We start from the raw sequence: 16310 nt of genomic DNA on the forward strand, positions 1-16310 counted from the left end.
GACAATTAAAATCCTTCAGATTAACCAACAGCCTACTTTCTCATTCTCACTCCCTGCTTTAATGCATGCTTAGCGAGATGATTTAGTGACTTTCCAACTTGTCTATTGAGTGAATTTGATATTAAATTTAAGTCAGCGTATACAGGGAATACAATGATGCAATTTAAAATTCACGTCATCGATGTTAAAAACCAATTACAAAACTATATTTGGCTTATCGAACACCAACAAAGCCATAATGTTATTGCGATTGATCCGACTGAAGCATCATTGGTTGAGGATTATTGTAAAGAACAGCAACTTAATTTAGAGCAAATCTGGCTCACACACTGGCATAAAGATCATATTGGTGGTGTTCCAGAACTGATTGCGAATCGCAATATTCCTGTATATGGACCACGTGAAGAACTAAGTCATATCCCCTTTATAACTCACCCACTACAACATGATGATCAATTTGAATTCCATGGTGTCAAAATTGATATTATCGCGGTACCAGGACACACCTTAGGACACATTGTTTACTTCATAGATGCGCTCGATAGCGTATTTTGTGGAGATACGCTTTTTGCTATGGGTTGCGGTCGCATGTTTGAAGGAACGCCAGAACAGTTTTATCATTCGCTCAATCGCCTTGCAGCGCTCCCACCAAGAACTCAAGTATATTGCACCCATGAATATACTCTTTCAAATGCACAATTTGCTTTACACATTGAACCTGAGAATCGCGCCATTCAACAACGAGCAGAAGAAATTAAACACCTGAGACAACAAGGAAAAATTACCTTACCCAGCAGCATTGAAATCGAACTTGAAACCAATCCATTTTTACGTGTTGAAAGTGCTGAAGAATTTGCTCGAATTCGGGCGCTTAAAGATAATTTTTAACGCGTTATACTGAGCCAAACTTGCATATTCAAGCTAAGCCAACCCAAACCTATTTTTTTTACCAGCCTTTCAATGCGCAGTATTGTGACTACACGCCTATACCAGTGCTGTGCGAGATATGAAAGCATTGGCAGAATTTCTGCATCAATACAGCTACACATGTTACACAGCTTCCTATTCAGGACATGGCTTAGCGATTGATGATTTTGTAAATTACACCTCAATAGATTGATTACAGGATAGCCATAAGGCTTATCAATTCTTAAGACAACAAGGTTATGAGCAAATTGCTGTCATCGGTGTATCTTTGGGCGCGATATTATCCCTTGAACTCAGTAAAAAGTTCCCTGTCTCTGCATGCATTAGCATGTCTGCACCACTAGAATGAAAGGTAAACGATCTTTTTAAACACCTAGAGCAATATAACAACTACCTTAATCAGTTTCTAAATAACAAGACAACGCTCAACTCACTAGACTGAGCAAAAAAATCGATGAACCAGCTTCAAACACTTCAACAGCTCATTCAGACGACAATTAAAGACACTGCGTCGGTAATAGCACCGATTTTTTATTATATGAAGAACTTGATGATGCACTCTATCAATCGAGTGCTCAGACAATTTATGATCATGTGAATTTTACTAAAAAAAGATTAAGAATTATTCCAATACAGGACATCTCATGACACTTGGAGGTGATCAAACACAGTTATTTGGCGATATTTTAGAATTCTTACAACAATATCATTCAATATAAGCTGAATCCCCTCTATTTCTGTTAAATTTACTTACATTTAAAGCAACAAGAATGAGAAAATTTCTTCTTTTAAAAAACCATAACTTTGCATCAAAATATTACAAACATCTTTCAATAATAAATATAACCATTTGTTTTATTTTAGTATTTTAACAACTATTCATATTATATTCATACTGATAGCAAAAAAATACGCATTGATACAAAAGCGTCATTTCTCAAAGTGCTCAAATATTGATATAAAAAATAAAATTCAACAAATTCCCCCTTTAAAAGTTTAAAGGTCATCCCTATTAAATTTGTAGGCAGGAATTAAGGAGATCTTCTGTGAAAAAAGTTGTTAAGGCAAAAAATTTAATTGCATTTCGTATTTGGTTAGAAAAATTAGGCTATTCAGTCAAAAACTTAGCGGATGGTAAAGGATTTACTTTCAGTTTTAAAAAAGAATATGGTTTAGTGACTTGTGATTTATCTGGTAATAATTTGGCAATGCAACTGGGTGAAGAATTTGAGGATCACTTAAAAGCTTAATTCAAGTCTCTATTATTTTTAATATTTAATGAAGTCTCTCTGAAAAAGACCAAATTGTTTTTTGATTTGGTCTTTTTTATTGCCTTAAATATAAAATTACAGGCAATAAAAAAGCATGATAAAAATCATGCTTTTTCGAATATGGTGGGGACGGAGAGACTCGAACTCTCACGCATCGCTGCGCTGGAACCTAAATCCAGTGCGTCTACCAATTTCGCCACGTCCCCGGATAAAACAACTATACGAATATAGTTTAAAATAAGTTGGCAGAGGATCAAGGATTCGAACCTTGACGAACGGTTTTGGAGACCGTCATGCTACCATTACACCAATCCTCTATTACATTTCATTTTGATGCCACAAAATGAATTGCTTGGTGGGGACGGAGAGACTCGAACTCTCACACCTTGCGGCGCTGGAACCTAAATCCAGTGCGTCTACCAATTTCGCCACGTCCCCAATGGCTGTGTATATTATAGAGATCGTTTTGTTATGACAAGCCCTTTTTTCGAAAAAACCACTCGTTTGTTTAAATAAAAAACAAAAGCTGCAAATACTGCTTTTTGTTTAAACAATTTGGCTTAATACTTGTTTTATTTGATAAATATTTGAGCAACGTTGCTCATTTTTTTTGTTCAACATACTTTTTAAAATGCACTCTAAATATTTAAAACGATCTGGTAAACACACATTCAGCTTTTGACAATGCAAAATTGCCCAGTCTTGATAGCTTTTTGCAGACAAACGTCGCTGTGTTAACCATTCCAACCAAATAATGCCCAATGCGTAAATATCAGATTGAAACGTTTTCTGTTGTGCATGAAATAATTCCGGTGCCATATAACGAGGCGTTGCAGTTATTATCGGCTTCAATCCATAGCGATTTTGGTCAATACTGCAAGCTTGCTCAAAGTCGATCAGATAACTGCGCTGTTGTTGAGAGCGAAAGTGCTGAAGTTTTAAATCACCATGTATAAAACCATAGTTATGCAAGTTTTCCAGCACCTCCAAGCTCGACATCAATTTACCGTAGACATCTTCTTGGGAGAATTGATCACTCACAGGTTTAAACAGAAGCTCAGTATCTTTAATCCAGATCGCCTGTTCAATTATCGCTTCATCTAACTGAAATTGTAGATACGGATCAATGATTGAAAAATCGCACAGCACCTTATGAGTCGGTGTCTCTAAAGCATTTAATTGTGTATAACAATTTAACTCGTTTAAAAAACTTTGCTCATAATCCTGATTGATATTTTTTATTTGTAGCTTTAGCCAAAAAAATTGATCGCCCTGTTTAAGCTGATAAACACGGCGACCAAATTTTTGACTTTGAATTGAATTTGATGCGACTGGAAGAATAATTTTGTTTTGGCTCATACTTCCGATAGCTGCCCAACAGCTTGAGAATGATTTATAGAATGGTTCAGCACTTCCAGACAGTGTTGAATTGTCTTACCAATACGGGCATGTGTTTCGATACTCGAGATCTTCGGCCATGTAGCCCGCTCCCCTTCTCTTTGCAATAACTTAAATAAATGAGGTCGCGGATTTTGTAGCATATAACTATAATGACGCAGGCTATAATTTCCAATGATATTGACATCACCATAATAGCGTTGGTCAATCACGCCATAACCATGATCAAGCAGACGTCTCATTGAAGGTATACGCCACATTCGACCACGAGCAAAATCCATAACCCCCATTGCCGCCATTCGTCCTTGCATCCGAACGATACGTTCTGGCCAACTCAATAGATCTTTACGATAGCGTTCTTCATCGTTCTGCATAAAGGGGACAATATGCGGATTCACTTGACTGGCAATGGTATAATTTAAATTATATAAACGAGACATACGTTCTTGAGGAAAATCACTGCGTACACTACCATCAACCCAACGCGTATTGGCTAAATACGGCGTATGAACACCATCATAACGTTTGCTGATTAAACGGACTGGCGGAAATAAAATCGGTACTGCACAAGAAGCCAACACCGCACTCCATACCAATAAATCTGGTGAAGTATATTTATTCATAATCCGTGCATCTTCTTGAGATACATCATATGGTGCAACAGTAACGTTAATGTCTAAACCAGATTTTTCAAAAGCTTCTTCAAAAGTTACATCACCTAAGTTTTCAATCAAAAACTTTTTCAGATAACGCACATCTGCAAAACCACCATTGCCTTTAATTAATTCTTTAAAACTACGAAAATGAAAAGCCTCACTATAGAACTGATCACCTGACAAAAGATTTGGAATTTCTACTGGTTCATTGACACCCAACAGCGCAGTCATGATCGCTCCAGCACTTGAACCAGAAAGTACCTTTGGCATCAAATCTTGTTCCATAAGTGCTTTGCACACACCACTATGAAATAAACCTAATGTCGCACCACCTGAAAACATCAGTGCAGGTTGACCATAGGCTTTTTCACAGTTTTTAAAAAAATCTCGTTTACTGTTTAAACATAATGAATGGCAACTTTCAGAAGCGATAAATGCCAAACTGTTGCTCACTTCATCTATATAGTCTTCAATGATTTTTTTAGTCCCTACATAGGTATGTGCGAACAACATTGGATGCCCAATATTTGCAACATCGTGACTAAATCCTTCTCTGAGGATATACATCAAGTCATGTGTACGATTTTGCTGTCGATAACGTCGCAAAAGGTTTAAACGATGTGAAATGATCTCAGCATCAAAATAAGGAGACCCATTGTCAAATTTCCATTCTTGCGCACCGGTTTCTTCATCTAGTTTTAATGCTATCGACTTCCACTCTTCGTAATTCTCCGCATGTTCAAGTTTTCGCTTTAATTTTTTGATTCGATAGGCTTGGTGCGGATTTAAATCCTGAGTGAGTTCTAATAGCATTTCTAATTTTCCTTTGATTTCAACCCGAGGATGAAGACTCATCTGTAAACTATGCTTAAAAATAAGCAGATAATCAATTACCACAAGTCATTTAATTTTTTGGCAATCAACGCCAATAATCACCAATTGAGATGAGCTCAATAAAATTACTGTGCTAATATCATCCATACTTTGTAATTTCTGAAAATAGCGAACGGATATGGCAACTTTAGATTTACCAGACAATATCATCCAAAAATTATCTCAAGTTCTTGATCAATTACAGCAATTTTTACCTAAAACCAAACAAGAACCAGACTTTTCGGCAGTTGCTTTTCGATGGCATGATCAACAACTCAAAGCCATTTACAATCCCAAAGCCATTCACCTAGATGATCTTAAAGGAATCGAAAGGCAAAAAGCCAAAATTTTACAAAATACCGAACAGTTCCTGCATGGATTACCTGCAAATGATATCCTACTGACTGGATCGCGTGGTACTGGGAAGTCTTCTATTGTACGCTCCTTGTTAACTCAGTATTCTGAACAAGGTTTACGTTTAATTGAAATTGAACGTGATGACTTATCAGATCTTCCAGAAATTCAAAAAATTATCCAAAATCGTCCTGAAAAATTTATCGTTTATTGTGATGATTTGGCATTTAATGCTGAAGATGAAAATTATCGTAGTTTAAAAAGTGTGTTAGATGGTTCTTTACAGTCCGGTTCGAGTAACTTTGTGATCTATGCAACCAGTAATCGTCGTCATTTATTGCCGGAGTTTATGCACGAGAACACCCCCGTTACTAAAGTCGATGTACCTCAATATAAAGAACTCCACCCTCAAGAAGCCATTGAAGAGAAGATTTCTTTATCTGATCGCTTTGGAATGTGGCTGTCATTTTATCCCATGGATCAGAATCTTTATTTGGAAATTGTTGAACATTATCTTAAAAAAGAATCCATGCCCTTTGGCGAGGAAGTTCGCGCTGAAGCACTGAGATGGTGTCAAGCGCGTGGACAACGTTCAGGGCGTGCCGCATATCAGTTTTCTAAGCACTGGATTGGTTCTGAGCGATTAAAATCAGTCTAATCTTTATCCTTTCTTTCAAGTATTTGCCAACCAATACCCTGATTCGAATATCAGGGTATTTTGTTGATTATGTTGTTCTTCACTTACAACAAATCATGTTTTAACAACACGTGTATTTAGGGTCTGTGGACTATTCGTCTATGTTTGCGACTAGGTGTGTTTTTTAGGCGATTCTAGGCGCGAAATACGAAATTTAGTCATTCTAAATGATGAGAAACACTGTTTCGCAAGGGAACGACGAAGCGACAAAAAACACGCTAGTCCCCGCTGCGCCTTGCGCTGCAAACAAAGCAGTGCTTTGTTCTTGCTCAGGGTTGTGGCTAAAATTATCTCAGGCTACGTTATGAAACTTAAAAATAGTCTCGCTATTTTCTTCGTTTCATGCCTTGCCTGCTCAATTTTAACCTACAACGCAAGCCATTTATGAAATGTCCACTGACCCTAAACACATTCAACTGCAACATGTTACATATCAGAATTGTTGGAATTACATGCAATTGAATATCAAATATATTAAAACATTATATTCTATATATATTTCAATCATTTAAAATTCCACTACTAATTTCGTCAGCTGATGATATTTCAGCACATCGTAGTTTAGGCGTGATAAAATAGCACGCAGTTTCATATAGGATTGGTCTATGCAGTTTGTTCATCTTGGTATTCATACCGAATTTTCGATTACCGAATCGATTGTACGTATACCTGATCTGATTAAAGCTGCTGCATCTGATGAAATGCCTGCTTTAGCCATCACTGACCTCTCTAACCTGCATGCCGCAGTCAAGTTTTATAATAAAGCATTAAGTAAAGGCATTAAGCCTATTTTCGGCAGTGTGATTCGTCTCAATGATGCCAACCATAAAGCAACCCTGCTTGCAATGACCAATAAAGGTTGGCGTGGACTGACAGAAATCGTTTCTCGAGGTTTTATTGAAGGTCAACAACTTTCAATTCCATGTATTCAAAAGCAATGGATACTTGAACAATCCGAAGATATCATTCTTCTGTTAGGTCTACACAGTGATGTAGGTGAAATGCTCTGTTCAGCATACCCAGAAAAAGCTGAACCTTTACTTGAGCAGTGGATTGAAAAATTTGGCAATCGGGTCTATTTGGCGCTAACTCGAACAGGTCGTCCACTTGAAGAAGACTTCAATCAAGAAGCCGTTAAACTTGCCGCAAAATATAAGATTGGTGTGGTTGCACACAATGATGTGCATTTTATCACCGCAGAAGATTATGAAGCGCATGAAGCGCGTGTCTGTATTGCCGATGGATATGTGTTAGGTGACAATAAACGTCCAAAAAACTATAGTCCTGAACAATATTTTAAAACATCTGCTGAGATGATTGAACTATTTGCTGATCTTCCAAGTGCTATTGAAAATACACTGCAAATTGCAAAACGTTGCACAGTCTCTCTGCGTTTAGGCTTCCATGACCTGCCTGATTATCCGATTCCTGAAGGTCACACCATTCACTCCTATTTCGGGCATCTGTCTGAAATTGGTTTAGAAGAACGTTTAGACTTTCTTTATCCTGTTGAAACACGAAATGAAGATTGGGCGGAAATTCGTAAACCTTATGATGAGCGACTGGCTTATGAGTTGGGCATCATTAACAAAATGGATTTCCCTGGTTATTTTTTAATCGTCATGGACTTCATTCAATGGTCAAAAAACAATGGTGTTCCAGTTGGTCCGGGACGTGGTTCGGGTGCAGGCTCACTGGTTGCATATAGTTTAAAAATCACTGACTTAGATCCACTTCGTTATGATCTACTCTTCGAACGCTTCTTAAATCCAGAACGGGTATCCATGCCCGACTTTGATATTGATTTTTGTATCGCAGGGCGAGATAAAGTTATTGATTATGTGGCACGCCACTACGGTCGTGATGCTGTATCTCAAATTGCAACATTCGGTACCATGGCGGCTAAAGGTGCAATTCGAGATGTCGCTCGTGTTTTAGGAAAATCTTACGGTTTGGCTGATCGTATTTCCAAAATGATTCCAACAAAACCTTTAGGTTTAACTTTAGAAGAATCTATTGAAGCAGAACCCCAACTCAAAGACATCGTCACCAATCCATCCAATCCAGATTATGACGATGCTGCTGAAATTTGGGAAATGGCGCTCAAGCTTGAAGGTATTACCCGAAATACAGGTAAACACGCTGGTGGTGTAGTGATTGCACCCACCAAGATTACTGATTATTCAGCAATCCTCTGTGAAGCTGACGGTACGGGTCGAGTTGCACAATTCGATAAAGATGATGTCGAAGCGGCAGGCTTAGTTAAATTCGACTTCTTGGGGCTACGTAACCTCACTGTAATTGAAGATGCAGTTCAAAATATCAATAAGCGAATTCAATCGGATCAACCATTAAACATTTCAAATATTATTTTGGATGATCCAAAAGCTTATGCTGTTTTTGCTGATGCAAATACAACAGCGGTGTTTCAGTTTGAATCCGTGGGCATGAAAAAAATGCTCAAAGAAGCTCGCCCGAGTAAATTTGAAGAAATTATTGCCTTCGTTTCTTTATATCGCCCAGGTCCTATGGATCTAATTCCTGACTTTATTCATCGTATGCATGGCGGTGAATTTGAATATTTACACCCGCTTCTCGAAGGTGTACTTGAACCGACTTATGGGATTATGGTGTACCAAGAACAGGTTATGCAAGCAGCACAGTTTTGTGCAGGCTATACCCTCGGTGGTGCGGACTTACTTCGTCGTGCAATGGGTAAAAAGAAAGTCGAGGAAATGGTCAAGCAACGTGCCACCTTCATTGAAGGTGCTGCGAAAAAGGATATTGATGAGGCTACCGCAAACCATATCTTTGACTATATGGAAAAATTCGCAGGTTATGGTTTTAACAAATCACATGCGGCAGCCTATGCTTTAGTTGCCTATCAAACCGCTTGGTTAAAAGCACATTACCCTTCGGAGTTTATGGCAGCAGTCATGTCTTCTGAAATGCAAAATACTGATAATATTGTATTTTTAATTGATGACTGTCGAATCAACAATTTAGTTGTATTGCCTCCATCCGTAAATATGTCGTTCTATCAGTTCTATGCCAGTGATGCGACAACCATTATTTATGGTTTAGGTGCAATTAAAGGTGTCGGTGAACAAGCCATGCAGTCCGTGATTGACTCACGTGAACAAGACGGTCCATATAAAGATTTATTTGATTTTTGCCACCGTGTTGATTTGAAAAAAATCAATAAACGAACCTTGGAAGCCTTAATCCGTGCAGGCGCACTGGATTGTTTAGGTATTGAACGTTCGAGCTTAATGGCTCAACTTCCCGAAGCAGTTCAAGCAGCAGAACAAGCCCGATCAAACCGTGAAACAGGCATTATGGATCTGTTTGGTGAAGTTGAAGAAGTTCAACGTAAACCAGCCAAACCTGTGAAAGCGTGGTCAGATGAGGTACGCTTAAAAGGTGAAAAAGATACGCTTGGCTTATACCTGACTGGTCACCCAATTGATGTATATCGTCCTGAGTTAAAAGCATTTATCCCTCATAAGATTAATGAACTGACACCAACACGTCGTGGTGTAACTACAGTGTTTGCCGGCTTAGTGGTCGATGTGGCTAACTTCCCCAATCGTATGGTCATCACATTGGATGATGGTACAGCTCGTATCGAAGTTTCCTCCAATCATGAGCGTTTCCAACGCTTTAAAGATATCATTCAGAATGAAAAAGTGGTGGTGATTGAAGGTGAAATCTATGAACGAGAAGGCTTTGATCGTCCAATGGGGCGCTTAACCAAAGCGTTTACACTCAATGAAATTCGTCAAAAACGTGCCAATAATATTGCGATTAAATTAAACCCAGAAGTCATCAGCAAAACCTTAGCCTCAGATATTCAAAAAATTTTACTGCCATTTTGCAATGTAGATATGTGCCAACATATCCCTATACACATTTTACTGGACTATGATTATGCAACGGCTGATTTGCATTTTGGACAACAATGGAAAGTTGCACCTTTAGATGAACTCTTATCAAAATTACGAGACTATTTTGGTAAGGAGTCGATTCATATTGAATACCATGTCAAATCTAAGGCGGCTAAGGCAGTTGACCATCGTGAATTGGCACAAACTACTCAAGTTGCACCACCTCCAGACAATATGAGCATGGATGAGTATCTCGCTGATGCAAATCAATACTCCTAACACCCCCTATCTTCTCTTTATTTAATTTTTGGAACATCAATGGACATTTTTGACAATGCTGTTATTTCACAGCATTTAAGTCATGTACGTATTGTGATGGTCAATACCACACTGCCTGCAAATATTGGTAGCGCCTTACGTGCAATGAAAACAATGGGATTATCTAAATTGGTTTTAGTCGCACCTAAAACTTATCCACATCCAGATATTGACGCTTTGGCAGCAGGCGCAACAGATTTAATCGAACAGATTGAAATCGTAGAATGCCTAGAAGATGCAATCAAAGACTGCCATTTAGTGTTTGGTACCAGTGCACGTAGCCGTACTATTCCATGGCCGTTGTTAGATGCTCGCCCTGCCGCAGAAAAATCAATGCAGTCTGTGATTCACAATCAACAGGAGGTTGCTGTCGTTTTTGGTCGAGAAGACCGTGGACTGACCAATGAAGAACTTGCACTAGCAAACTACCATGTCACAATTCCTGTAAATAGTGATTATGGCGTATTGAATGTCGCTCAAGCTATTCAGGTGATCTGCTATGAAATGCGTATGGCGACCTTGGCACTGGCAGAGAAAACTGTTGATACGCAAGCCGTGATGCAAGTAACAGACTCAACTGATATGCACTGGGATGAACCACTGGTCACACATGAACAGATGGAACAATTTTATCCCCACATTGAAAAAATGTTGGCTGAAATTGAATTTTTAGACCCTAAAAACCCACGTCTTCTTCCTTTACGGTTGCGTCGATTATTTGGGCGTATACAATTAGATAAGATGGAATATCATTTATTAAGGGGCATTTTTAGCCGAGTTCAAGCCCTAAATAATGGTACATGGAAAAAGTCAAAACATGAGGATCAAAACTAATGCTAAAACAGCTTAAAGAAGACATCCAAGCTGTATTTGCGCGAGATCCTGCTGCGCGAAATACATTTGAAGTTTTAACCACATACCCAGGCATACATGCATTAATTATGCATCGTATCGCTCATGAATTATGGGAAAAAGATTGTAAAACTTCAGCCAGAATTTTGTCTTCTTTCAGTCGTTTTGCAACAGGAATTGAAATTCATCCCGGTGCTAAGATCGGCAAACGTTTCTTTATCGATCATGGCATGGGTGTGGTTATCGGTGAAACTGCTGAAATTGGAGATGATGTGACCTTGTATCATGGCGTTACGCTCGGTGGTACAACATGGAATACTGGTAAGCGCCACCCAACACTTGCCGATGGTGTAGTCGTAGGTGCCGGAGCAAAAATCCTGGGTCCATTTGTGGTAGGTAAAAATGCCAAGGTTGGTTCAAATGCGGTAGTTACCAAAGCAGTTCCTGATGGTGCAACAGCCGTAGGCAACCCTGCTCGCTTTATTACTAAAGACAAAGAAGTTATTACAACCGCAGAACCGCGTTGTCCTGAGCAAATTGCCAATACCGTTGAAAATACTGAGTTCCAAGCCTATGCAGCGACTCAAGAACAACCCGACCCAATGCTTGAAGGTATGCGCGTGTTGTTAGATCGGCTTGAACAAAACGAACAACGTATCCATAGTTTATGTACACGCCTATCGATTTTAGATCCAACATTTAATTTACAACAAACGATAGAACAACCTTTAAGCGATGAAGAAATCAAAATCATTGAAGAAGTTAGACGTGAATGTGAAGCGCAAAAAACGTCTTCAAAAGCTTAGGGCATATTGATATTTTCTAATCTGTTGATGTTGGCTAAATGGTTTGCGTTCTAGTCTAAAATTCAGCATAAAATAACGAAATACTAGCGTTGTTTTTAAATTTCATGACGAATTGACAACAAATCCTCATGTATAATTTTTAATAATACGAACTAAATCAAGTTGCATGTTCAGACGTCTTTTCATAGACTGATGCGCATGCAGTTTTTTTAATATAAATTAATGGAAGAAACACATGACGATTAAGCCTTTGGCATATGCATTGCTCGCAACATCATTACTTACTGCGTGTTCTATTACACCGACCAAACAAAGTAACAAAATAGATGCAAATGAGCCTTTCATTTATACTGAACCAGAATTATCACCACCCTTTTATGCATTAAATCCATTCGACTACACGCAACCCCCTGTTTTTGAACTTGAATTGAAAAAAGCTGCTGCCCAACCTGTCAATAAACTAGAAGTGACCGATCCAGCGAATCCAAATCAAAAAATTGTACTGGATACCAATAAATTAATTGTACCTACAGTGAACAGCTCGCAACGTGCTATGAAATATGCTGTTTTAGCAGGTAGCAATGAAATTGACATTACGGCGATTGATGATTTCTTGCAAATGGTTGAAGGTAAAGCGCGTCATTACCCACCACAATTTAGCGACCGTAAAGAACGTAAAGGTTTTGAAGGCAAATTAAAAGAAGTGTCTACTCAACTCGACCAACTTGCTGCTGCACCGAATGCTTCTTTTGATATTCTGATTCGTGCATTTAAAGCCAGTATTCTCGGGCGTAACCTTGACCTTGGTTCTTCTTATACAACCAAATCATTGGATTATGCACAACGTATCCTGAAGATCAATAAAGAAGATCCAGAGGCAAACTTATGGTTTGGTTTCTCTTTATCTGAAGGTGGCGGTCAAAAAGAAGCGATGCCATATTTAGACAAAGCAATGAAAGCTGGTGTTCAAGAGGCTTATCTATCTTCTGCCAATAATTATATTGGTATGGAACAAAAGAAAAATGCTGTCCAAACTTTGAAAAACTATAAAGTGAAATACCCAGAAGAAGCAGAAGTTGCTGATCGCTTGATTCAAGAAATTGAAAAACAAGGTCGTTATAATGTTTGGCAAGTGATGAAAAACCCAGCGCTCGCGAAATAATTTCTAGGCTGAAAAAATAGACTGAGCATTCAGTCTATTTTTTTGCTTATAAATTGAAATTCTAGAAAACTATCGTATTATTCAGAAAAGATTGATCTCGTTAATGTTTATGCAAAACTCAAAAAATAAAATTTTGCTCTATGTTTTAGCCATCAGCCCATTGATTTTCTCTGGATGTCAGGTTGTAAGTGTAAAAAATCAAAAGGTTAATGTTACGATCACCAATGAGCGTGATAGCATTTTAACACGCTCCAAAATGAGTGAGGCAAGTTTAAATGTGCTCTCCATGACGGGTCGTGAAGCAAAATCATGTGCAGAAGAACCTGAAAAATGTGTTGCAGATTTGGCTAAAATCCCACAGATTCAAGATGAACAATTGCTGTCTACAGCCAGCGAAATCTATCTGACTAAAGCAATTAATTTAGCTGACTCATCCAATTGTAAAATCAGCGTATTTTCTAAGCATCAATCTACAGAAAAGCAGCAAAGCACCCAGAAAAATTATGAACAATGTTTAGACCAACAAATGGTCATGTTGGATAACAGCATTCGTTATAGTTATGCTTATTTATTTAAGACAGAACGCCAACCCCAAGATCGTATTTTCAATAACCGACAGGTTCAAATACGTGATTTTTACAATCAGGCATTGGCAAAGCTCATTTCCACCTATGCGACACGACATAAAAATCAAAAAGTCGCCAAACAAATTAAAGTGGGAACAAGTACATACCGCATCAATTTTAATGGCTATCCTGCAATTGCCAATACAGAGTTAGAAGATCTCGTCTCCAGCTACAATCTAAACTTTTCAGGTTTACGCTCGATCAACCGTAGAGATGGTTTCGGCGCAGAGTTTGTTGCGATTTTACCGAAAACTGATGCCCCTGAAGAAAACAAATATATTGTCAATCCGTTTGAATACCAATATAAACATGGCATAAATCCCAATATTCACCAACCACGTTATTTATCGGTGAGTATTGCGGCTCAACCTGAAAATGCCAATGAATCATTGCACAACATCTTGCATAGCCCAAATTTCCAATTAAATATTTATGATCCATATAGTGTCGAAAATATTAAAATTGGTGGTAAACAATACCCGCTTGCAGCTAATTTTTCAGCACCATATGGTTTATGGCTTGCACAAAATAATTTAGGAATCGCTGCATATCTTAGCTTAATTGATCGCGATCAAAGCTTGACCATGCCACACTTATACATGCTTGAACCCTATAACCCCAATAAGAAAGTCATTGTATTGGTGCATGGTTTAGCCAGTAGCCCAGAAGCATGGATTCGACTAACCAACGATATTATGGGAGACAATGTCCTCCGCGAACACTATCAGGTTTGGCAAATTTTCTACTCAACCAATATGCCAATTTTAGAAAGTCGTTATCAAATCAATGCGATCATCAATCAAAGCTTTGCCTCAATTGACCAAAAATCAGCCTCAGCAAAAGATGCCGTATTGATTGGACACAGTATGGGTGGCATTATCGCACGCCTATTGGTCAGTGATGCTGATCTCACTCAGCCTGCATTAAAAATGCTGAATAACCGTAAGTTTGATAAATTCAAAGATGATCCGATCTTTAAAGCACGTTTAACCATTCAATCAGTACCTAACTTTGATCGTGCCATTTTTATTTCAGCACCTCACCGTGGTACAGCATTTGCTGACCGATGGTTTACATTGGCTGCTCGGCGTATCATCAAACTACCAGGCGCGTTTCTCGGCGCTTTAGCGGACTCGATTGATGAACGTGATCTAAATGCGAAAAACTTTCTAAAAGATGTAGGTCATGGAATTATTCAGAATGGACCAAGTGATCTAAGCCATAATTCCAAATTTACCCAATTAACTGAAAATGTAATGCCTAAAAAAGCAATGGTCTATCATTCAATCATGGGCAATATTACGGACAGTAAAGACCCCAAAGTCATGACTGATGGTGTCGTTCCTTATACCAGTTCACACCTTGATGGTGCCGCTTCTGAAGTAATCATCAAAGGTGGACATTCAATTCAAGAGACACCTGAAGCAGTATTAGAACTTCGCCGTATTTTAAGATTACATCTGATTGAACTTGGTATATATAAACCCTAAGAAACATAGTAAAACGCCAGTCAAATTGACTGGCGTTTTTAACGAGTATGCGTTTAAAATTTTCTTTGACGAAAACAAACAACAAAAAAATTATTCACCATTTCCTGTAAATAAGGCGACAACATCAGCCTCAGTCAGCTTTTTAGTTTGATTTTCAAAATTATAAAAAGCGGGTTTATTGTCGATATAAATTTCCATATCAAAATGAATATCTTGTGGTTGTTCATCTAAAGCAAAAGCATTGATATTACAGTAGCTTTGATCTTTAGTACGCCAAAATAAATTGGTCCCACAAGCATTGCAAAAACCACGCTCGCCCCATTCTGACGAATCATAAATACTTAAATGATCATTGTTAATAAAGTTTAATCCGCCCTGTTCGACATCAATGGTCATGATCACACCGCTGGTTTGTCTGCGACAAATTGAGCAATGACAAGCATGTACATCATGATTTTTTAATTCCACATTGAATGTTGTTTTCCCACAGACACATTGCCCTTTCATAGATATATCCTTGTTTTTAGAAATTTCCAGTTACGGTACTATATTTAACTGTTGATGTTATGGTGAAGCATAGATTTTTTATACAAATCTGAATTTTGTAATCTAATTATAATTGAAAACTAACATAATTAGCTCTAGATTAATAATCACTACAATTTAAATAGAATAGTTGGAAAACTATGCGTTATAAGATTATAGATGTTTATAAGCTTCATCATATTCAACGGTATATTGCAAAATGTCTAAAAACTCAATCACCACAGTTTATTGTGATTGAAAGCCATCAGACCTTGTGTAAAGAATTAGATATTATTGATGTGGATTTAAGTCAATCGGTTGCAACATGGGCAACAGGTGAAAAAATAGCGTTAAAAATACTGCACCAATCCGATCATATCGAAAAATTTTACGATATCGAATACTAAAAAATTATTCCTTTTTCCAAAAATATTTGACAGCCATCATCAAGCATTTTATTTTAATATT

At 38.0% G+C, this 16310-nt stretch carries 12 protein-coding genes and 3 tRNA genes; 9 read left to right on the forward strand and 6 right to left on the reverse strand.

Annotated elements, in window-relative coordinates; translation table 11 throughout:
- Window positions 1–153 precede the first annotated feature (153 nt).
- Complete coding sequence (gene gloB / locus I9192_RS13450) at window positions 154–888, forward strand: hydroxyacylglutathione hydrolase (RefSeq protein WP_005032230.1); 735 nt, start codon at window positions 154–156, stop codon at window positions 886–888.
- Window positions 889–1973: 1085 nt separating this feature from the next.
- Window positions 1974–2177 carry a hypothetical protein gene (locus I9192_RS13455; protein WP_004719296.1) on the forward strand — a complete coding sequence of 68 codons (204 nt, stop codon included), beginning with the start codon at window positions 1974–1976 and terminating at the stop codon, window positions 2175–2177.
- 142 nt (window positions 2178–2319) lie between these two features.
- Here the strand turns inward: I9192_RS13455 and I9192_RS13460 are convergent.
- The 5 genes from I9192_RS13460 to I9192_RS13480 all read right to left on the reverse strand — a co-directional run bounded on the left by I9192_RS13460 (window position 2320) and on the right by I9192_RS13480 (window position 5065).
- Window positions 2320–2404: transfer RNA gene (locus I9192_RS13460), tRNA-Leu, on the reverse strand.
- Window positions 2405–2441: 37 nt separating this feature from the next.
- A tRNA-Trp gene (locus I9192_RS13465) sits at window positions 2442–2515 on the reverse strand.
- Window positions 2516–2551: 36 nt separating this feature from the next.
- A tRNA-Leu gene (locus I9192_RS13470) sits at window positions 2552–2636 on the reverse strand.
- 108 nt (window positions 2637–2744) lie between these two features.
- On the reverse strand, window positions 2745–3557 hold the full coding sequence (locus I9192_RS13475; RefSeq protein ID WP_005032240.1) for a protein kinase domain-containing protein: 813 nt from the start codon (window positions 3555–3557) through the stop codon (window positions 2745–2747).
- Entirely contained in the window at window positions 3554–5065 is a 1512-nt protein-coding gene (locus I9192_RS13480; protein WP_005032241.1) for a DUF3336 domain-containing protein, read from the reverse strand. The genes I9192_RS13475 and I9192_RS13480 overlap by 4 nt, the downstream gene beginning before the upstream one ends.
- Window positions 5066–5264: 199 nt before the next feature.
- Here I9192_RS13480 and I9192_RS13485 point away from each other — a divergent pair, with 199 nt between their 5' ends.
- The 6 genes from I9192_RS13485 to I9192_RS13510 all read left to right on the forward strand — a co-directional run bounded on the left by I9192_RS13485 (window position 5265) and on the right by I9192_RS13510 (window position 15317).
- Window positions 5265–6137, forward strand: a complete 873-nt coding sequence (locus I9192_RS13485; RefSeq protein WP_004824480.1) for an ATP-binding protein — start codon at window positions 5265–5267, stop codon at window positions 6135–6137.
- Between the two features lie 644 nt (window positions 6138–6781).
- The gene (dnaE, locus tag I9192_RS13490; protein WP_200149858.1) at window positions 6782–10342 is read left to right on the forward strand and encodes a DNA polymerase III subunit alpha; all 3561 of its coding nucleotides are present in this window, start codon (window positions 6782–6784) and stop codon (window positions 10340–10342) included.
- A 39-nt stretch (window positions 10343–10381) separates the two neighbouring features.
- On the forward strand, window positions 10382–11215 hold the full coding sequence (locus I9192_RS13495) for an RNA methyltransferase (RefSeq protein ID WP_005032245.1): 834 nt from the start codon (window positions 10382–10384) through the stop codon (window positions 11213–11215).
- Window positions 11215–12039 carry a serine O-acetyltransferase gene (gene cysE, locus I9192_RS13500; RefSeq protein ID WP_005032247.1) on the forward strand — a complete coding sequence of 275 codons (825 nt, stop codon included), beginning with the start codon at window positions 11215–11217 and terminating at the stop codon, window positions 12037–12039. Before I9192_RS13495 ends, cysE begins: the two co-directional genes overlap by 1 nt.
- Window positions 12040–12274: 235 nt before the next feature.
- Window positions 12275–13201 carry an ABUW_2363 family tetratricopeptide repeat lipoprotein gene (locus I9192_RS13505; protein ID WP_005032249.1) on the forward strand — a complete coding sequence of 309 codons (927 nt, stop codon included), beginning with the start codon at window positions 12275–12277 and terminating at the stop codon, window positions 13199–13201.
- A gap of 103 nt (window positions 13202–13304) precedes the next feature.
- Window positions 13305–15317: a lipase family alpha/beta hydrolase gene (locus I9192_RS13510; RefSeq protein WP_005032251.1), complete on the forward strand. Its 2013-nt coding sequence runs from the start codon at window positions 13305–13307 to the stop codon at window positions 15315–15317.
- A 90-nt stretch (window positions 15318–15407) separates the two neighbouring features.
- On the opposite strand, the gene I9192_RS13515 is transcribed toward I9192_RS13510, so the two are convergent.
- Window positions 15408–15824, reverse strand: a complete 417-nt coding sequence (locus I9192_RS13515) for a GFA family protein (protein WP_004824489.1) — start codon at window positions 15822–15824, stop codon at window positions 15408–15410.
- 179 nt (window positions 15825–16003) lie between these two features.
- On the opposite strand from I9192_RS13515, the gene I9192_RS13520 reads away from it, so the two are divergent.
- A complete protein-coding gene (locus tag I9192_RS13520; RefSeq protein WP_005032253.1) occupies window positions 16004–16249 on the forward strand; it encodes a hypothetical protein in 246 nt (81 codons plus the stop codon).
- The last annotated feature ends 61 nt before the right edge of the window (window positions 16250–16310 follow it).

Origin of the sequence: Acinetobacter bereziniae (assembly GCF_016576965.1) — a bacterium.
GTDB classification, from domain to species: Bacteria; Pseudomonadota; Gammaproteobacteria; order Pseudomonadales; family Moraxellaceae; genus Acinetobacter; species Acinetobacter bereziniae.

Coding starts and splice junctions, on each gene's coding strand:
- gloB (WP_005032230.1), top strand. CDS start 154: ATGATGCAATTTAAAATTCACGTCATCGATGTTAAAAACCAATTACAA.
- I9192_RS13475 (WP_005032240.1), bottom strand. CDS start 3,557: ATGAGCCAAAACAAAATTATTCTTCCAGTCGCATCAAATTCAATTCAA.
- I9192_RS13505 (WP_005032249.1), top strand. CDS start 12,275: ATGACGATTAAGCCTTTGGCATATGCATTGCTCGCAACATCATTACTT.
- I9192_RS13520 (WP_005032253.1), top strand. CDS start 16,004: ATGCGTTATAAGATTATAGATGTTTATAAGCTTCATCATATTCAACGG.
- I9192_RS13480 (WP_005032241.1), bottom strand. CDS start 5,065: ATGCTATTAGAACTCACTCAGGATTTAAATCCGCACCAAGCCTATCGA.
- I9192_RS13510 (WP_005032251.1), top strand. CDS start 13,305: ATGTTTATGCAAAACTCAAAAAATAAAATTTTGCTCTATGTTTTAGCC.
- I9192_RS13485 (WP_004824480.1), top strand. CDS start 5,265: ATGGCAACTTTAGATTTACCAGACAATATCATCCAAAAATTATCTCAA.
- I9192_RS13495 (WP_005032245.1), top strand. CDS start 10,382: ATGGACATTTTTGACAATGCTGTTATTTCACAGCATTTAAGTCATGTA.
- dnaE (WP_200149858.1), top strand. CDS start 6,782: ATGCAGTTTGTTCATCTTGGTATTCATACCGAATTTTCGATTACCGAA.
- I9192_RS13515 (WP_004824489.1), bottom strand. CDS start 15,824: ATGAAAGGGCAATGTGTCTGTGGGAAAACAACATTCAATGTGGAATTA.
- cysE (WP_005032247.1), top strand. CDS start 11,215: ATGCTAAAACAGCTTAAAGAAGACATCCAAGCTGTATTTGCGCGAGAT.